This is a genomic window from Leifsonia sp. YAF41, assembly GCF_052113185.1.
Lineage (GTDB): Bacteria > Actinomycetota > Actinomycetes > Actinomycetales > Microbacteriaceae > Cryobacterium.
In genome coordinates, this window is the sequence record NZ_JBFRCS010000008.1 from 254846 (window position 1) to 270433 (window position 15588).

12 protein-coding genes are annotated in these 15588 nt (G+C 62.0%); 1 reads left to right on the forward strand and 11 read right to left on the reverse strand.

Annotated features, from left to right (window positions below; translation table 11 throughout):
• The 11 genes from AB4Y63_RS10495 to AB4Y63_RS10545 all read right to left on the reverse strand — a co-directional run bounded on the left by AB4Y63_RS10495 (window position 1) and on the right by AB4Y63_RS10545 (window position 13324).
• Complete coding sequence (locus AB4Y63_RS10495) at window positions 1–663, reverse strand: hypothetical protein (RefSeq protein ID WP_441790974.1); 663 nt, start codon at window positions 661–663, stop codon at window positions 1–3.
• Complete coding sequence (pilM, locus tag AB4Y63_RS10500) at window positions 660–1709, reverse strand: type IV pilus assembly protein PilM (RefSeq protein ID WP_441790975.1); 1050 nt, start codon at window positions 1707–1709, stop codon at window positions 660–662. Before pilM ends, AB4Y63_RS10495 begins: the two co-directional genes overlap by 4 nt.
• A 30-nt stretch (window positions 1710–1739) precedes the next feature.
• Entirely contained in the window at window positions 1740–2591 is an 852-nt protein-coding gene (locus tag AB4Y63_RS10505) for a prepilin peptidase (RefSeq protein WP_441790976.1), read from the reverse strand.
• Entirely contained in the window at window positions 2572–4035 is a 1464-nt protein-coding gene (locus tag AB4Y63_RS10510) for a hypothetical protein (RefSeq protein ID WP_441790977.1), read from the reverse strand. Before AB4Y63_RS10510 ends, AB4Y63_RS10505 begins: the two co-directional genes overlap by 20 nt.
• Window positions 4036–4052: 17 nt before the next feature.
• Window positions 4053–4610 carry a PilW family protein gene (locus tag AB4Y63_RS10515; protein ID WP_441790978.1) on the reverse strand — a complete coding sequence of 186 codons (558 nt, stop codon included), beginning with the start codon at window positions 4608–4610 and terminating at the stop codon, window positions 4053–4055.
• Window positions 4607–5062: a hypothetical protein gene (locus tag AB4Y63_RS10520; RefSeq protein WP_441790979.1), complete on the reverse strand. Its 456-nt coding sequence runs from the start codon at window positions 5060–5062 to the stop codon at window positions 4607–4609. The genes AB4Y63_RS10515 and AB4Y63_RS10520 overlap by 4 nt, the downstream gene beginning before the upstream one ends.
• Before the next feature lie 126 nt (window positions 5063–5188).
• Window positions 5189–5656, reverse strand: a complete 468-nt coding sequence (locus tag AB4Y63_RS10525) for a type II secretion system protein (protein WP_441790980.1) — start codon at window positions 5654–5656, stop codon at window positions 5189–5191.
• A 200-nt stretch (window positions 5657–5856) separates the two neighbouring features.
• A complete protein-coding gene (locus AB4Y63_RS10530; protein ID WP_441790981.1) occupies window positions 5857–7086 on the reverse strand; it encodes a type II secretion system F family protein in 1230 nt (409 codons plus the stop codon).
• Window positions 7086–9056, reverse strand: a complete 1971-nt coding sequence (locus tag AB4Y63_RS10535) for a PilT/PilU family type 4a pilus ATPase (RefSeq protein WP_441790982.1) — start codon at window positions 9054–9056, stop codon at window positions 7086–7088. The genes AB4Y63_RS10530 and AB4Y63_RS10535 overlap by 1 nt, the downstream gene beginning before the upstream one ends.
• 29 nt (window positions 9057–9085) lie before the next feature.
• The gene (locus AB4Y63_RS10540; protein WP_441790983.1) at window positions 9086–10756 is read right to left on the reverse strand and encodes a GspE/PulE family protein; all 1671 of its coding nucleotides are present in this window, start codon (window positions 10754–10756) and stop codon (window positions 9086–9088) included.
• Window positions 10757–10963: 207 nt separating this feature from the next.
• Window positions 10964–13324, reverse strand: coding sequence for a glycosyltransferase family 2 protein (locus AB4Y63_RS10545; protein ID WP_441790984.1), 2361 nt, complete (start codon window positions 13322–13324; stop codon window positions 10964–10966).
• Window positions 13325–13576: 252 nt separating this feature from the next.
• On the opposite strand from AB4Y63_RS10545, the gene AB4Y63_RS10550 reads away from it, so the two are divergent.
• A complete protein-coding gene (locus AB4Y63_RS10550) occupies window positions 13577–15139 on the forward strand; it encodes a chitinase (protein WP_441790985.1) in 1563 nt (520 codons plus the stop codon).
• Window positions 15140–15588: the final 449 nt, after the last annotated feature.

Genomic DNA, 15588 nt, shown 5'->3' on the forward strand with positions numbered 1-15588 from the left:
TTACTTCTCCTCAACGAAGCGCTGTGCGAACGCAGCGTCACTGACGTGCATGGTGATGCTGACGGTATAAATTCCGGTTGCCTCGTCCAGGGTGACCGAGTCGGGCAGCGCATCCGCATACCCAGGCAGAGTGGTCAATGCGGTCAGCCAGGTCGGAACGTCGGGAAGCCCAGTGCTCTTCGCAGTGAAATTGACAGTGGCCACGCGGGCGCCCTGGAGCGGCGCCGTCGGCTGCACATAGATGGCCATCGGCGACGCAGAGTCCACGTCCACAGTGTCAATCGTCACGCCGGCCGGAAGAGTGGCCTGCACTTTTTGGAGGTAGTCCTTCCAATTGATCTCGGTCGAAGCGCCCACTTGCTGCGCAGCACGCACCAGCCCGACCTGGTTCTGCACCGTGCGAACTTCCATGTACTTGGCCTGCTCGGCGAGCAACTCGCCGGTGCGCGACTGCTCCGCTAGAAGCTGAGCCTGCGCCTGAATCGAGAGCGCGGTTGCCGCTCCCGCACCGAGAACGACGATCAGCAAGACGCCGATAACGCCGAGACCGAGGCGCCGGCGAACGACCCGCGCCTGGCGCTCCTTGCGCACCTCGGGTGGCAACAGGTCGACTCGTGGCTCTCCGCCGATGACCAGGATGTCTGACTTCGACTGACGGCTCATGCTGCGCTCCCCAGGGCCAGGCCGAGCGCAACTGTGAGGCCGGGGGCGCTCCGTTTCAGATGCTCGACATCCAGTGATTTAGCTACCGCTACCGTTGAAAACGGATCGCCCGCAACAACGGGGATCCGGGTGATTTCTGCCAGTGCATCAGGAAAGCCCAGGAGATAAGCTCCGCCACCGCTCAACACAATCTGGCGCACTGAAGTTCCCGGCCGAGTGTTGACAAAGTAATTGATGGTGTTGCGCAGGCTCGACAGTTGCTCATTCGATACCTCGTAGATGATCTCGACTGCTTGGTTCTCGTCAGCCGACGTCACCTGGGTGGCCAATCCCAACGTGCGCTTGATGTGTTCGGCCTGGCCAGCGTCCACCTCAAGACCGTTGCTGAGTGCCTGGGTGAGGTCATCGCTCCCGGTGGGAATGATGCGCACGAACTGTGGCACCCCGTCGGTGGCGATGACGACGCTGGTGGTGTTCGCGCCGACGTCGATGAGGGCGATCGTGCCTTCGATGCGAGGGCGGGAGATCAACACACGGCTAAGAGCAAACGGAATCAAGTCAACGTCGACGGTCGTCAGGCCGGCGAGCTGGGTTGCCTTGACGTTGCCGAGAACTGCTTCTTTCACCGCGGCGATGAGCAATCCGCTGACTGTAGGGCCGTTCTCGCCCATTGATTCGGAGATCGGGTAAAAGTCGAGAAGGGCTTCGGCGACAGGCACGGGAAGCATCTCTTGCACCTCGAACGGCAGAGACTCACGAATTTGATTCAGAGACATCTTCGGAACCGTGAGATCGCGGGCCAAGACCCTCTGATTGCCCACGCCGAGCACGACATCTTTACTCTTGAAGCCGCCCTTCGACCACAGCTCTTTGAGCGCGTGGGCGACGGTATTAGGCTCCATGACCTCGCCGCGGCTCACCGCCCCCTCGGGAAGCGCAACCTCGAAGTAGCGCAACACCGTCGGCTTGGCCTTCGCCGCGTCACTTACCTCGACAGCGCGAATCGATCTGCTCCCGATGTCAATCCCTACGACACTTGTTGCCATTGGTTTGCTCCCTTGTCGCTGAACTGAATGTTATGCAAGGCCGAAGAGTGACAGATAGCCATTCCACAGCGTGTTTCCGAAGAAGATCCCGACCCAGGTGCCGGCCAGCATCCACGGCCCGAAGGGAATGCCGCTCTTCCTGGTGGCCCGGCGGGCAATGAGCAGCCCGAGGGCAAAGAGACCGCCAAGCAGGAATGCGGAGAAGGCGCCGACTATGAGTGAGCCCCAGCCTAGGTAACCGAGGAAGAGGCCCAAGACTCCCGCGAGTTTGACATCACCGAATCCCATTCCACCCGGGTATGCCAGCGCCATCACCAGATAGACGGCCCACAATGCGGCGAGGCCAATTCCTGCGCGAAGCAAGGACCCGTAGTCCCCGCTCACCACGCCCGCCGAGCCCAAGAGCACGATACCGACGATGTAGCTCGGAAGCACGATCGAGTTGGGTAGCCGATGCACGTCAAGATCGATCAAGGCGAGAGCAATGCTCACTGCTGCCAAATAGAGGTAGGCAACCAAAACGAGGACTCCGACTACAAGGTCGACACCGGTGGTCGAGCTTGTCGAGACCTCGCTCCATCCCTGCCCAACCCACACTGCGACTGCAGCGAATGCCGCCCCTGTTCCAGCCTCGACCAACGGGTAGCGCACCGAGATCGAGGTGTTGCAGCTACGGCATTTTCCGCGCAGCAGAAGCCATGAGACGACCGGAATGTTGTCATATGGCCGAATCGCAGCACCACACCGCGGGCACGCGCTCGGCGGCGACACGATCGACAACCCGGCGGGAACCCGGTAGATCACTACGTTGAGGAAGGAGCCGATGAAGAGTCCGAAGACTCCAATGGCACCGACGAGGAAGCTAGCCACCAGCACTCGCATCGCGGATTGACTTCAACGTGACACTCGGCGTTGTTGCCGTGTATTCCTCACCCGTATTGAGATTCGCGCCACCGAGCCCAATCTGCTTATACGTGAAGTCGAAGTTGTTCTTGGCATCTGTTCCACCGACATACAACTGACCGTTCCAGATGGAGTTGTTCTTGATCTTCAATGCACACGGGGAGTAGAGCATCGCCCTGAGCTGACCATTGATCTCGACCGAAAGATTGTTTGACCCGTCCCATCCCAAGCCCCACACAAACTCCTTACCATCAGGATAGGCCGAGGCAGAATGACCAGCGATTGGATTACCCGGGCAACTGGGCACCCCATCGTTGACGTAGTCAGGAGTCATGAACCAAATCCGTCTGCCGACGTCGGGCGACGTAAACGTGGTCTTGTTCTGGTCGAGCAGAAAGGTGCGGGCGAAGACGACTACGTCGCGGCGAATCGTCATGTCTCCCCGGACCCGAATGCCGTCAGGGCAGTTGTCAATCGAGTTGATAATGGCTGGTCTCAGGGCAGCGCCGGATGCAGAGCGGGCATTCGCCGTGTCAAGCACCTTATCGATGTCACACTGTCCGGCCGGCACGTTGACAACGACGTAGGGAAGCCCGTCCGTGTGTACCCATTTGCTGGGATCGAATGGGATGTCAACCCAGTCCGGTGATAGCGGCATGGTCCAGCCTGCAGGGCAATTCTTGGTGACGCCCGAGCTCGAGCAGACCGTGCCAGCAACATTCGAGCTACTCTGCATGGTCGCTTTGCCGCTCACCCAGGCGTTGCCGGTCACCTCGCACTTGCCGAGGTCGAGGTCACCGTAGACCCAAATGCTTCCCGCAACTTTGCCATTCGGGTTTGTGCAATCGAAATTACCGTTGCGCACGATTGCGCCTCCGCCGGTCAATGTAATGGCATCAACTCCCAGCACACCCTTGTCGACACCAAAGGTGTTGTAGGAGAAGATCCCCGGGCCACTTGGCGTCACGGGGCCAATTCCCGGCACATAGTCGAAGATCGCCGATACTTTGCTCGTGTCCCGGGCCGAAACTCCCGCCACCCCTTTTGATGTGGCAGTCCCCTGAGCCACAATTCGGACGAGCTTCGTGGTCGCAAGTGCGGGACAGGAGGCCCAGGTGATGCCGTCGGCAGATTGCTGCACTGTTGCCGTAAACGAGGTCGTGGTCGGCGCAAGTGCCCAGTTGATGGAGCAGGGGTTGACGCCTCGTGCGATCTGTGCCCGACCGAAGTTCACCCCGCTCTCAGCGGCAGCATTGGATTGCGTGCCCGCACGCGACGAAGTCGTGTGAGCCAATGCACTGATCGAAACCGCACTCAATGTCACCGCCATTAGGGCGAGAACAGCCATCACGCCGATGACGGCGATCAGCGCGCTTCCTCGTTCACTCAGGCTGGTTTTGGCGAGCTGAAAGTGCTTGTACATGATGCGCCCTCTCTTACTTAGAAGCAGGTGCCGCGGTCAGTGCTGAAAAGGCGAGGCGCGGTTGTTGTGGTGAGCGTTACAGGCGCCTGGCCCTTGATGTCCAAGTTGAGGCTGACTGTCACTGCCTCACCCGATGGAGCGGTCGCTGTGACGGGTCCGAAGATGGCCGGAAGTCCTGAGCCCGCGCGGCTCGCCAGCAAAGTCCAGGTCGAGGTCGCAGTAGCGGTATTGATCGCCGCTCGTGAGGTTTTTGTGGTCGTGTACACGGTGCCTCCATCGGTCGAACTGTAGTACCACGCCCGGCAAACCCAAGTGCCTCCCGATACTGTGCGTGCGATCAGCAGCTTGCCAGTGTCAGAGACCTCGACACCTGAACCATTCCGGACTGCAGTGTCGACCGAGGTGAGGACAAGCTGCCCATTATTCGTCGCCTCCGACGCGCTCAGCACGGTCGATTGTGTTCGAAGAGAATTCAGAAGCAGGGCGCTCACAATCACGAGAACGACGCCCAGAAGGGCGACATAGACGATCAGCTCGATCAGCGTGAATCCTCGCGCGTTCTCGCGTTCACTCATGGAAGGGCCACGTAGATCAGTTGGCGTGCTTTTGTAAGGACCCTCGAATTCGGCGTGCCGGCGTATTGCACTGCTGTGACCAGCACCTCGATAGTCGATGGATACTCGAGCGGTCCGGCCGGACAGCTCCCAGGCACGAAAGTGACGGAGATTCCGTATTCAATTGCAGATGCGGTTGTAGCAGCCGAGGTTGGAAACGACGAGCTAAGCGACTGCACATTCATGCAGCTCGCAAGGCCCTGGGCCTCGGCCCGCGTGAGACCGTCAGCGACGAGCTGATTGCCTGCGGCGATGGCTGCGTTCTTCGGCCCCAGTTGCAACGTGTTGAGAAGCAGAGGCAGAAAGGCAACGGCCAAGAGCGCAAGGATCAGCATTGAAATGAGAATCTCGACTAGTCCGAGACCCGTGTAGTCGCCACTAAGAAGGCGGAGCCGGTTGCGAAGGATCTTCATGACTAACCTCCCTCGAACTTCGGGTGTCGGAGTGGCGGGTTTGAGCGCATGCGGCGGAGCGGTGACCTACGGACGTGGTGGGGCGCCGCCGTGCGGCGCCCCACCGAAGTGAGAATGTAGCGGAACCTAGCAGCCTGACGGCTTCGCAGTGGCTTCCGCCGTCTGAGTGACGCCAGTTGAGGAAGTTACGTAGAAGAACTTCGTCGAATCACTCGCCGCCGGAGCGACGAGGCAGAACGATGTAGCTGTTGCAGTTGGGGCCGTGCCGCTGTACTTGATCGACGTCGTGTTGTCGCCCAAGGTGAACCCGTACTTGACCAAGGCTGCATTCGTCAGGACAAAGTCCGTGTTAGCAGGGAACGTTCCACTGTCGGTCTGCTGGGCGATGACAGCAATCTTTGCGTTCGTAAGGTCGGACTTCACTCCGGCATCCTTCGAGCTGCTCTGGATACCGAGGTACACCGGGATAGCAATCGCGGCAAGGATGCCGATGATGATGACGACGACGAGCAGTTCGATGAGGGTGAAGCCCTTGTCGCTTTCTGAGGCATTCTTGCGTCGGGCGTTCAAGGCGTTCATTGACTTAGCAAGCATGTGATTGTCCGTTCGAGAGGTGGTGGGGAACCTGCCTTCGGGATCGAAGGGAAGTCCAACGCTATTGCCAGACTGTTCCCAGCTACGACCCAAGGATGGGGGTCAAAAGCAAGAATCACTGCCCCCAAAGCAGGGGGTGGCGGCGGAAATGTCTGACAGATTGCTTGCATCGACTCTGCCGTTGAGACAGAATGACCCACTCATTTGACGGCGCTCGCAATGCTGAAGATCGGCATGTAGAGTGCGATGACCATTCCGCCGATGATGACGCCAAGGAAGGCGATCATGAGGGGCTCGATGGCCGCTGTGAGCTGTTCAGTGGCAGATTGCACCTCTTGGTCGTAGAAGTCAGCGATTTTGTCGAGCATCACCTCGAGAGAGCCGGCATCCTCGCCGACCGCGATCATCTGCGTCACCATCGGCGGGAAGACAGGCTGCGCGAGCAGCGGTGCCGCAATTGAATGGCCTTGGCGCACGGACTCCGCGACCTTCGTCAGGGCGTCTTCAATCACCCAGTTGCCGGAAGTCTCCCCCACGATTTTGAGCGACTGCAGAATGGGCACGCCCGCGCCGATCATGTTGGAGAAGTTGCGCGCGAAGCGAGCGACCGCGATCTTCTTGAGCAACGATCCGAACACGGGCAGCTTGAGCATCTTGGGGTCTTTGAACTTGCGCACCCGTTCGGTGTTCTTGTTCTTGCCCCACCAGATGGCGAAAACGATGCTGACGACGGCCACAATCGGCACCACCCAGATCATCGCTCGGGACAGGTAGACGAGGATCATCGTCGGCAGAGGCAGCCCGCTGCCGAGGCCCTTGAACATGTCCTCAAAAATCGGCACGATGAATATGAGCATGATCATCACGGCGAGCAGCGACATGATGAGCACAATGACCGGGTAGGTCATGGCCGACTTGATGGTTGAGCGCAGCTTCACTTCCTTTTCGAAGTTCTCAGCAATTGCCTCGAGAGCGCTGTCGAGAAATCCGCCGGTCTCGCCCGCGCGCACCATGTTGACCATGATGGGGGGGAACGTTCCACCGTGTTTGCCGAAGGCCTCGGAGATCGAAGTTCCGCTTTCGACGTCGTCGCGCACCTGGACGAGGATCTTCGCGAGCGGCTTGCTCTCCGTTTGTTCCGAAAGGATGTTGAGGGTGCGTAGTAGCGAGAGCCCCGACCYGATCATGGTCGCCATCTGACGGCTCATGATGGCGAGGTCTTTGAGCCCGACACCCTTGCTGAATCCGGGTACCGAGATCTCCCGGTTGAGACCGGTTCCTTCGGGAGCAGGGGCGATCGAGATCGGGGAGATGCCCATCGCCTGCAGTCGGCCGGCGACGGCCCCCTCACTCGGCGCATCCACTCGCCCCTTGACCGTCTTGCCGGCAGCATTGCGCCCGGTGTAGGCGAATGCCTGCGCGGTGGCCATTAGCGACCGACCCCCGAGTAAGAATCGCCGAAGTCGATGCCGCTGGCCGCGATCGCACGCGCCGAGGCCTCAGTCGGCGATTCAACGCGCTGAATCAGCTGCGAGAGACTCTCTGGCTCATGAGCCTTCTCAACTGCAGCCTGGCGGGTGATCTGGCCGGAATTGACGAGGTCGGCGAGGTGCTGGTCCATGGTGTGCATGCCGAGCTCGCGACCGGCCTGCATCATCGAGGTGATCTGGTAGGTCTTGCCCTCGCGAATAAGGTTGCCGATGGCCGGCGTCGTGACGAGCACCTCGGTCGCAACCACGCGGCCACGGCCGCTGGCGCGCTTGACCAGCGTCTGACAGACGACACCCTGCAGGGTTGCAGCGAGCTGTGCGCGCACCTGCCCCTGCTGGTGCGGCGGGAACACGTCGATGACACGGTCGATCGTCTGCGCGGCATCCTGCGTGTGCAGGGTGGCGAAGACGAGGTGGCCGGTTTCAGCCGCGGTGAGCGCAACTGAGATCGTCTCCAGGTCGCGAAGCTCACCGATCAGGATGATGTCGGGGTCCTGGCGCAGAACATGCTTGAGCGCCGCCGCGAAGCTGTGCGTGTCGTGGCCGACCTCGCGCTGGTTGACCAGCGACTGCTGGTGCCGGTGCAAGAACTCGATCGGGTCTTCGACGGTGACGATATGGTCGGCGCGGGTGCGGTTGGCCAGGTCGATCAGAGCCGCCAGCGTGGTCGACTTTCCGGAACCGGTCGGGCCGGTGACGAGAACGAGTCCGCGCGGGAGCTGGGCAAACTTCGCGATTGACTCCGGCACACCCAGCTCGGCGAGCTGCTTGATCTCCTGCGGAATCAGTCGGAAGGCCCCACCGATCGAGTTGCGTTGCAGGTAGTAGTTGACCCGGAACCGGGCTCCCCCGGCGGTGTAGGCGAAGTCGAGCTCAAGCTCCTTCTCGAAGCGTTCACGCTGCTCATCGGTGAGGAGGCTGTAGAGGGCTTCGGTGACCTTCTCGGGCATCCATCGTGGTTCGCCGTCGATCGGGCGAAGACCGCCGTCAACGCGGAGGCTCGGCGGTGCGCCGGCCGTCACGTGCAGGTCGGATGCGCCGTCGCGCACGACTGATTCGAGGGCCCGGATGAGATCGGGGTTGGCATTACCCAACACGGCTCGCTCGGCATCGGTGAGGCGTGCTTCAGCGCGGGCGACGTGCGGTGAGACTTCCGCCGGGACGGTGAGGGGCGGCGGAGCGATCGAAACCGGGAGTCCCGTCGGCGGTGCGATCGGAACCGGGAGCCCAGAGGGCGGCGCGATGTCATCGAGGGAGTAAATCGTCTCGGTGGCTGCATCGTCGAGCGCGTAGATCGGAGTCGTCGCAACGGCATCTTGCGTGGGGATCAACTGGGTGGCCGGAAGCGGGATCTCGACCTGCGTCGGTGCGGGTGGTATCTCGTCGACCGGAATGGCATCGAAACCAAGGTCGGCGAACGGGGAGAGGCCAGCTGGTTCGACGGCCACTGACGCAATTGCGACGGGGTCGGCGACTGGCTCGATTGCCGGCTCAACGACCGTTGCCACGACTGCGGGCGTTTCGACGACCGCGTCAGCACCCGAAAGCAGCAACTCGAACGGCGATGGCTGGGCACTCGGCGATTCGGCCGGCACCGATGCCGAACTGGCATCGGGCGAGATTGCCGCAATGCCGGCGCTCTCGGCCCGATCGTTGAGTTCGGCGAGCAGTGCTTCGAAGGAACTCTGCCCGTCATCCGGCTCGCTGGAGTTCGTGGGCTGGGGAAGCGAGGTCGCAGCGACGGGTATGTAGGTAGGGACCGGCGCATATGTCGGGGCAGGCTCGTAAGTCGGGGCAGGCTGCTGTCCCGACGGCGGGCTGAAGGTCGGCGGGATCAGCCTTTTCGGCGCCCACTCGCCCTGCGTGCCCTCGGGAGGAGTGACCGGAATTTCATAAATTGGCTTGTCCATGGCGCCTCCCACTCAAGCTGCGGGCGGCACTATGCCACCACTCGCAGAATCTCCTCGACGGATGTCAGGCCGAGCTTGGCCTTCTCCCACCCGTCTTCACGCAAAGTAATCATGCCCTGCTCGCGCGCCAGCCGGCCGATTTCGGCGCTCGACGCGCGGGCAACAGCGAGGCGCTCGACCTCCTCGGTCACCGTCATCACCTCGTGCACGGCGATTCGACCGCGATAGCCCGTGTTCGAGCAGGTCGTGCAGCCGACCGGCGCGAAAACCGTCGGTGGCTCGAGGTCGGGGTCGAACCCGAATCGCAGCTTGGTCAAGTAGTCGGCATCGAATTCAGCCGGCGCCTTGCATCTGTCGCAGAGCCGGCGGGCGAGGCGCTGTGCCACGACGCAGTCGAGGGCCGAACCGACGAGGAACGGTTCGATGTCCATCTCGGTGAGCCGGGTGATCGCGCTCGGCGCATCATTGGTGTGCAAAGTGGAGAGCACCAAGTGACCGGTCAACGAGGCTTCGATGGCGATCTGGGCGGTCTCGTGGTCACGGATCTCACCGAGCAGAACGACGTCGGGGTCGCTGCGCAGAATCGAGCGGAGCGCACTGGCGAACGTGAGGCCGGCCTTCGGGTTCACCTGCACCTGATTGATACCGGCCATCCGGTACTCGACCGGGTCTTCGACGGTGATGACGTTGATCTCGGGCCGGGCGACGGCGCCGAGAGTGGTGTACAGCGTCGTGGACTTGCCCGATCCCGTCGGTCCGGTGACCAGAATCATGCCGTACGGCTTGCTGTACGAGGCCTTGTACGCCTCGAAATTACGGTCGAGGAGCGCCAGGTCGCGCACATTCAGGCTGGTGTTCGAGTTGTCGAGAATTCGCATGACGACCTTCTCGCCCCACACCGTTGGCAAGGTCGCAACGCGCAGGTCGATCTTTCGCCCGCCGTGACTGACCGACATCCGGCCGTCCTGAGGCTTGCGCCGTTCGGCGATGTCGATGTCGCTCATGATCTTGAGGCGTGAAATCACGCCATTCTGGATGCTCTTGGGGGCACTCTGCATCTCATGCAGCACCCCGTCGATGCGATAACGCACGCGCAGATCGTGCTCGGCAGGTTCGATGTGGATGTCGGAGGCGAGGTCCTGGATCGCCTGGCTAACCAGAAGATTGACGAACCGCACGATGGGGGCGTCGTCATCCGCTGAATCCGTGCTACCGAACGTCGTGGTCTCGACCGGCGCGTTTTCTTCCTCGAGCGTCGTCGTCAGGTTGCTGAGTTCATCGTCGGCACGAAGATAGCGGTCGATCGCCGCCAGCAGGTCGGCACGTTCGGCGACAATCGGTCGCACCGGCATCCGTGCAGCCTCGCGCACATCGTCGATGGCGAAGATGTTGCCGGGGTCGACCATGGCGAGCATCAGCCGGCCATTGTCGATTCCAATCGGCAGAATCTCATGGCGGCGGCACGCCACGGCCGGGATGAGCGCAACAGCAAGTCGGTCGACCGGGTAGTCGACGAGTTCGATGAACGGAAGGCCGGCTTGGGCTGCACGTGCCTGAGCAAACTGAACTTCGGTGATGACGCCCTCGGCGACGAGCGTGCGTACGGCCGATTCATCGGCAGGGTCGCCGGCCATCACCGTATCGAGATGCTCGATCGGGAGGAGGCCGTGCAGAATCAGAATTTCGGTGAGTGTTGCCACAAGAACCTCCTCGGGTGAGGTGCAGCTGAGAGCCCGGAGAAGTGAAGACATTGAGAGTCCGCAAATCCGCGGGGTACTACGGGRTAGCGCATCAGCGTAGCGTCAGCACACCCACTTGGCATATACCCACGATCAGGGGGCAAAGCCCTTGTCTGCCCCTCATTGGCGGCACGTTCTAAGTGGAGCGCTTCGAGCCGCGGCAATGAGTTAGCGCGGCGTGACGCGGCGACGACGATCGTTTCCCGCGCGCAGATCGCGGTTGAGCCGGCGGTCACCGTGGTAAAGAACCGATTCCCAGTCCACTTCCTCCGGCGTCTTCGGCACAATCTGCGGCGCGGCCTGCTTCGCCTTCTTCGGCTCGACGTAGAGCCAGCCGATTATTCCGAGGGCCACGTCGACGGCTGAATTGCGCACCCCGATGTAGGCGCGAATCGCTCCCGCAGCCAGCACGGCGTTGAGCGCGGCGAAGGCCGCGTTGCCCCAGTTCTGATCCTGCACATTCCGCCACACGGTGAGCAGCGAGAAGGCGACGATCAAGTACGGGATCACAACGTAGAGGGCCGGTGCCGCAGTGCGGTTCTTCACCTTCGGTGTTCGCACGAAGGGAATCTTCTCGCCGGTGAAACCTTGCTGAATCGACTTGATGACCCCGGCGAGGTTTACCGGCAGCAGAACAAGGTTGAATCCGTAGATGCGGAAGATATCGCTGAACCGGTGCCCCGAGTCGCGAAGATCGCTTCCCATGGCCAGGAAGTATGGCAGCGCCGCGACGAAGACGAGTGGGCTGAGCAACCGGCTGTCATAGGGGTAGGCCAACAGGAACAGCAAGCCGAAGCTCGCCCACGCAATGGACGCCATGTAGTTGACCCGCAGCAGAACCTCGCGGAAGAGCACCCGCTCGCGCATGAAACGACGCTGCGAGATCTGCTTCCAGAACTTCGGCAGGATCAGTAGCCCCCCGTTGGCCCAGCGGCGCCGCTGCACCACGAGTGCGCCGAAGTCGGGCGGGGTGGCACTGTAGCTGAGTCGTTCTGGGTAGTTCGACAGCGTCCAGCCATGGGTGCCCAGGTCCACGCTGGACTCGGTGTCTTCGATGACCGTGCGGTCCTGGATGTACGTGCGGATCTCAAATCCGCCCACGTTCTCTACCTCGACGATGTCCTCTAGTGCACGCTTTCGGATGACGGCGTTGGCGCCGACCCAGAAAGTTGCCCCGTAGTAGGTCATGCCCTGGTGCAGGATGTGCTGGATGTCTGTGGTGGCGCCGGCGACCCGTTCGATACGCGTCGGTGCGCCCCGAAACGACGAATACGGAGTTTGTGTGACCGCGACCCGCTCATTACCGGCCGATTCGAGGAAGTACACCAGTCGCAGGCAGTAGTCGCGCAAGAGCAGTGAGTCGGCGTCGAGCGTGAGAACGTACTCCGTGTCGGGGATGATCAGGTCGGCCAATTCCCCCGCAGCTTCACGGAGGATCACAGCACCTGCCGCGTCTTCCCGGCGCCAGCTGCTCCCCATGAGCGAGATGTAGGAGTTGAGGTTCATGGCCTTGTTCGCCTCGTGCGACAAGTTCGCGAACTTCTTGCGTTCGAAGGTATTGGTCTTCACGTTGAAGATCCAGGTCAGTCGTTGGTACAGCTCGCCCAGCCGGTCAGCGCCAAGTGCGGCGTTCTGCGCGCTGGCCGCGTTAAGCGCGAGCATTGTCAGGCGCAATTCTCGAGCGAGCCCCATGACGACCAGGTCGACGAAGAACTCATCCACATGGTCTTCGACGCGCTCCGCTTCGGCCATGGTCTCCAACCAGCCGGCTGCCGCCTCGTATTCGGCGCTGACGCGGCGCAGCTCGTCTGCTGCGTCTGTGTCGCCTTGCTCCATCCGCTGCCGAAAATCGGCCAGCGCCGAGTTGGTCCGTTCGGCCGGGGCAGCCAGGGCGGATTCGATGTCGACCGAGAGGGCCCGCGTCTGTTCAAGCCTGGCAAGCACGGCCGGGTCGGTGGGGAACGGCGGGTCATCCAGCAAGAGGACAACGGTGAGATCTGGGAATTCCTGCAGCGCCGCCGACCAGAGCGTCGCACGCACCACCTGAGGCTCCTCGGCGTACGAGGGGACAAGCACGGTGATGCCCTCGTGATAGTCGGCGAAGTGGCGGTCGAGTTCGCCGCGGGCGACGCGCTTGTGACTGGCGAAACGGTACATTGCACCCTGCCGCGCGAGCAGGTACATCAGCGCGGAAAATGTGAGGAAGGTGACAACGACGAGGTAGGAGACGGTCTCCAGTTGAAACTGGAAACCCGCGTTCGGGTTGTCGGCCAGTTGCCGCAGCACCGTCGAAATGACATAGAGAATCCAGGCCAGGATCGTGGCCAGAATCCCCACTCGTCCGAGCAGAATTTTACGCCGGGACGGCACTGGGTGCACGATCGAGAGCGGCTCAGACCGGCGCTCCGCACCCCACTGGCGCTTGCGGGTGCTACCGGCATCGGAAACGGATGCGTCATCCGGCGCGGCTGTGGACTTCGTGATGTCGTGCTCGACCGAGTCCGTCGGCAGCACTGGTTGGTCTGGCATAGCTCTCCCGTGTCACCGGGAGGAACTCTCACCCGTGTCTGGCGCGGAAAAACTCACCCGGATGTGGGCCAGAAATTCTTCGCCGTTTGCCAACATAATGGGAGGACGTGCGTTTTCCACCACGCTGGATCGACTCTCGGCAATGATGCCCACATTCATCCAATCATCACAAACAGGACCGTGACCGGCACTTTCGTCGGCCATGCGAGGCGTTTCCCGGGTCCGCCTGTACCCCGTATTGGGGAGAAAACTATGTCACAACGCTTTCCCGGGCGCCGCCTGTCCGCTGTCCGGGTTGTCGCCCTGTGCGCCGCCGTCGGAGTGGCGGTCACTGGCGCGGTCTTCAGCTGGAGCCAATTCGACGATGCGCGCGCGGCATCCGATGCCCGGTCATTCTTCTCCGGATACGTCGATGTCACTGCGACACCGACGTTTGCGTTCGAGGATGTCGCTGCGACGGACGTGAAGAATGTCGTGCTCTCCTTTATCGTCGCCGACCCCGATTCCGACTGCGAGCCCTCGTGGGGAGGGCACTACGGACTGGATGAGGCCGAGCAAAGCATGGACTTGGACCGGCGCATCGCCCGTTTCGTTCAGAACGGCGGCGAGATCCTCGTCTCGTTCGGCGGAGTGGCCAACTCCGAACTGGCCGCATCGTGCACCGACCCCGTGAGACTGAAGCAGGCGTACCGGGAGGTCATTGACCGGTACAAAGTCACCACCATCGACCTCGATGTGGAGGGTGCCAGCCTCAGCGACCCGAACGCCGGACTGCGCCGGGCTGCGGCAATCGCCGCCATCCAGGAGGAGCAGGTCGCGCGAAGCTCGAAGCTGGACGTCTGGCTCACCCTTCCGGTCGCCCCGACGGGCCTGACCACCGAGGGCACGACCGCAGTGGCCCAGATGCTCGCAGCGGATGTGGATCTCACCGGAGTGAACGTGATGACCATGGACTTCAACACCGGCATCACGACCTCCGCTGGCATGCTCGACGCCTCGATCGCCGCGGCGCAGGCCACCCACGATCAGCTCGGCGCGTTGTACACGGCAGACGGTTCTGACCTCGGCGACATGACGCTGTGGCGAAAGGTCGGGCTCACCCCGATGATCGGCCAGAACGACGTGCGAAGCGAGGTCTTCACCATCGATTCGGCGCAGGGCCTGAACGCGTTCGCCCAGAAGAAGGGCATCGGTCGGATGTCGATGTGGTCGCTCAACCGCGACGCCACCTGTGGCACCAACTACCCCGACGTGAAGCGAGTCTCGGATGCGTGCAGCGGCGTGAACCAGGGCGACTCCCGGTTCGCCAAAGTGCTTGCCACCGGGATCACCGCCGCACCGGCCACAGCGCAGGCGACTGCTCCGGCCACCCGGACCGCTGAGCCGTCGATCGCGCCGGTCGTCGACGACCCGGCGACCAGTCCCTACCAAATCTGGTCACCCGAGGCCACCTATGTGGCGGAGGACCGGGTGGTGTGGCACGGCAATGTCTACTCGGCCAAATACTGGACGCTGAATGATGTGCCGGACAACCCCTCGGTGCGCGCCTCGGAGACTCCCTGGAAGCTCATCGGCCCGGTGCTGGCGGGCGACAAACCGCAGCCGGTCATCGAGGTGCCCGCGGGCACGTACCCGGAATGGGCCGCCGACATCGTCTACGAGAAGGGTGACCGGGTCATGCTCGATGGCCGGATCCTCGAGGCGAAGTGGTGGAACCAGAGCGACAGCCCGCAGTCGGCGCTTGAGGGGTCGAACAGTTCGGCCTGGTACAAGCTGAAGAACGAGGAAGTCACCCGGATCCTGTCCGGCGAGTAGCGTCGCCGCGGGACCAGACGAGGCCGAGCGCTCTACGCTCGGCCGCTGACTGCCGACCCACCCGCTGATCGTGGAGCGAGCGCCAGCGAGCAACTCCACCGTTGCAGAGATCCCGCGTGCCGGCCTCTGAACGCGGCCCCGGTGATCGAGCCTGTCGAGATCCCGCGAGCCGGCCTCTGAACGCGGCCCCGGTGATCGAGCCTGTCGAGATCCCGCGAGCCGACCTCTGAACTCGGCCCCGGTGATCGAGCCTGTCGAGATCCCGCGAGCCGACCTCTGAACTCACCCGTCCTGAGGCTTACTCCTTAGGTTCGCGTTGCGCTCCCCCACAGAACATACGTTAGAAAAGTTATCCACCGATCCTGAGAAATGCTCGTATTCCAGTTCCTGTTTTGAGAGAATTGAAGCATGGAATCAGAGCCTGTTTCCCTCATCATCACCCCGACCAC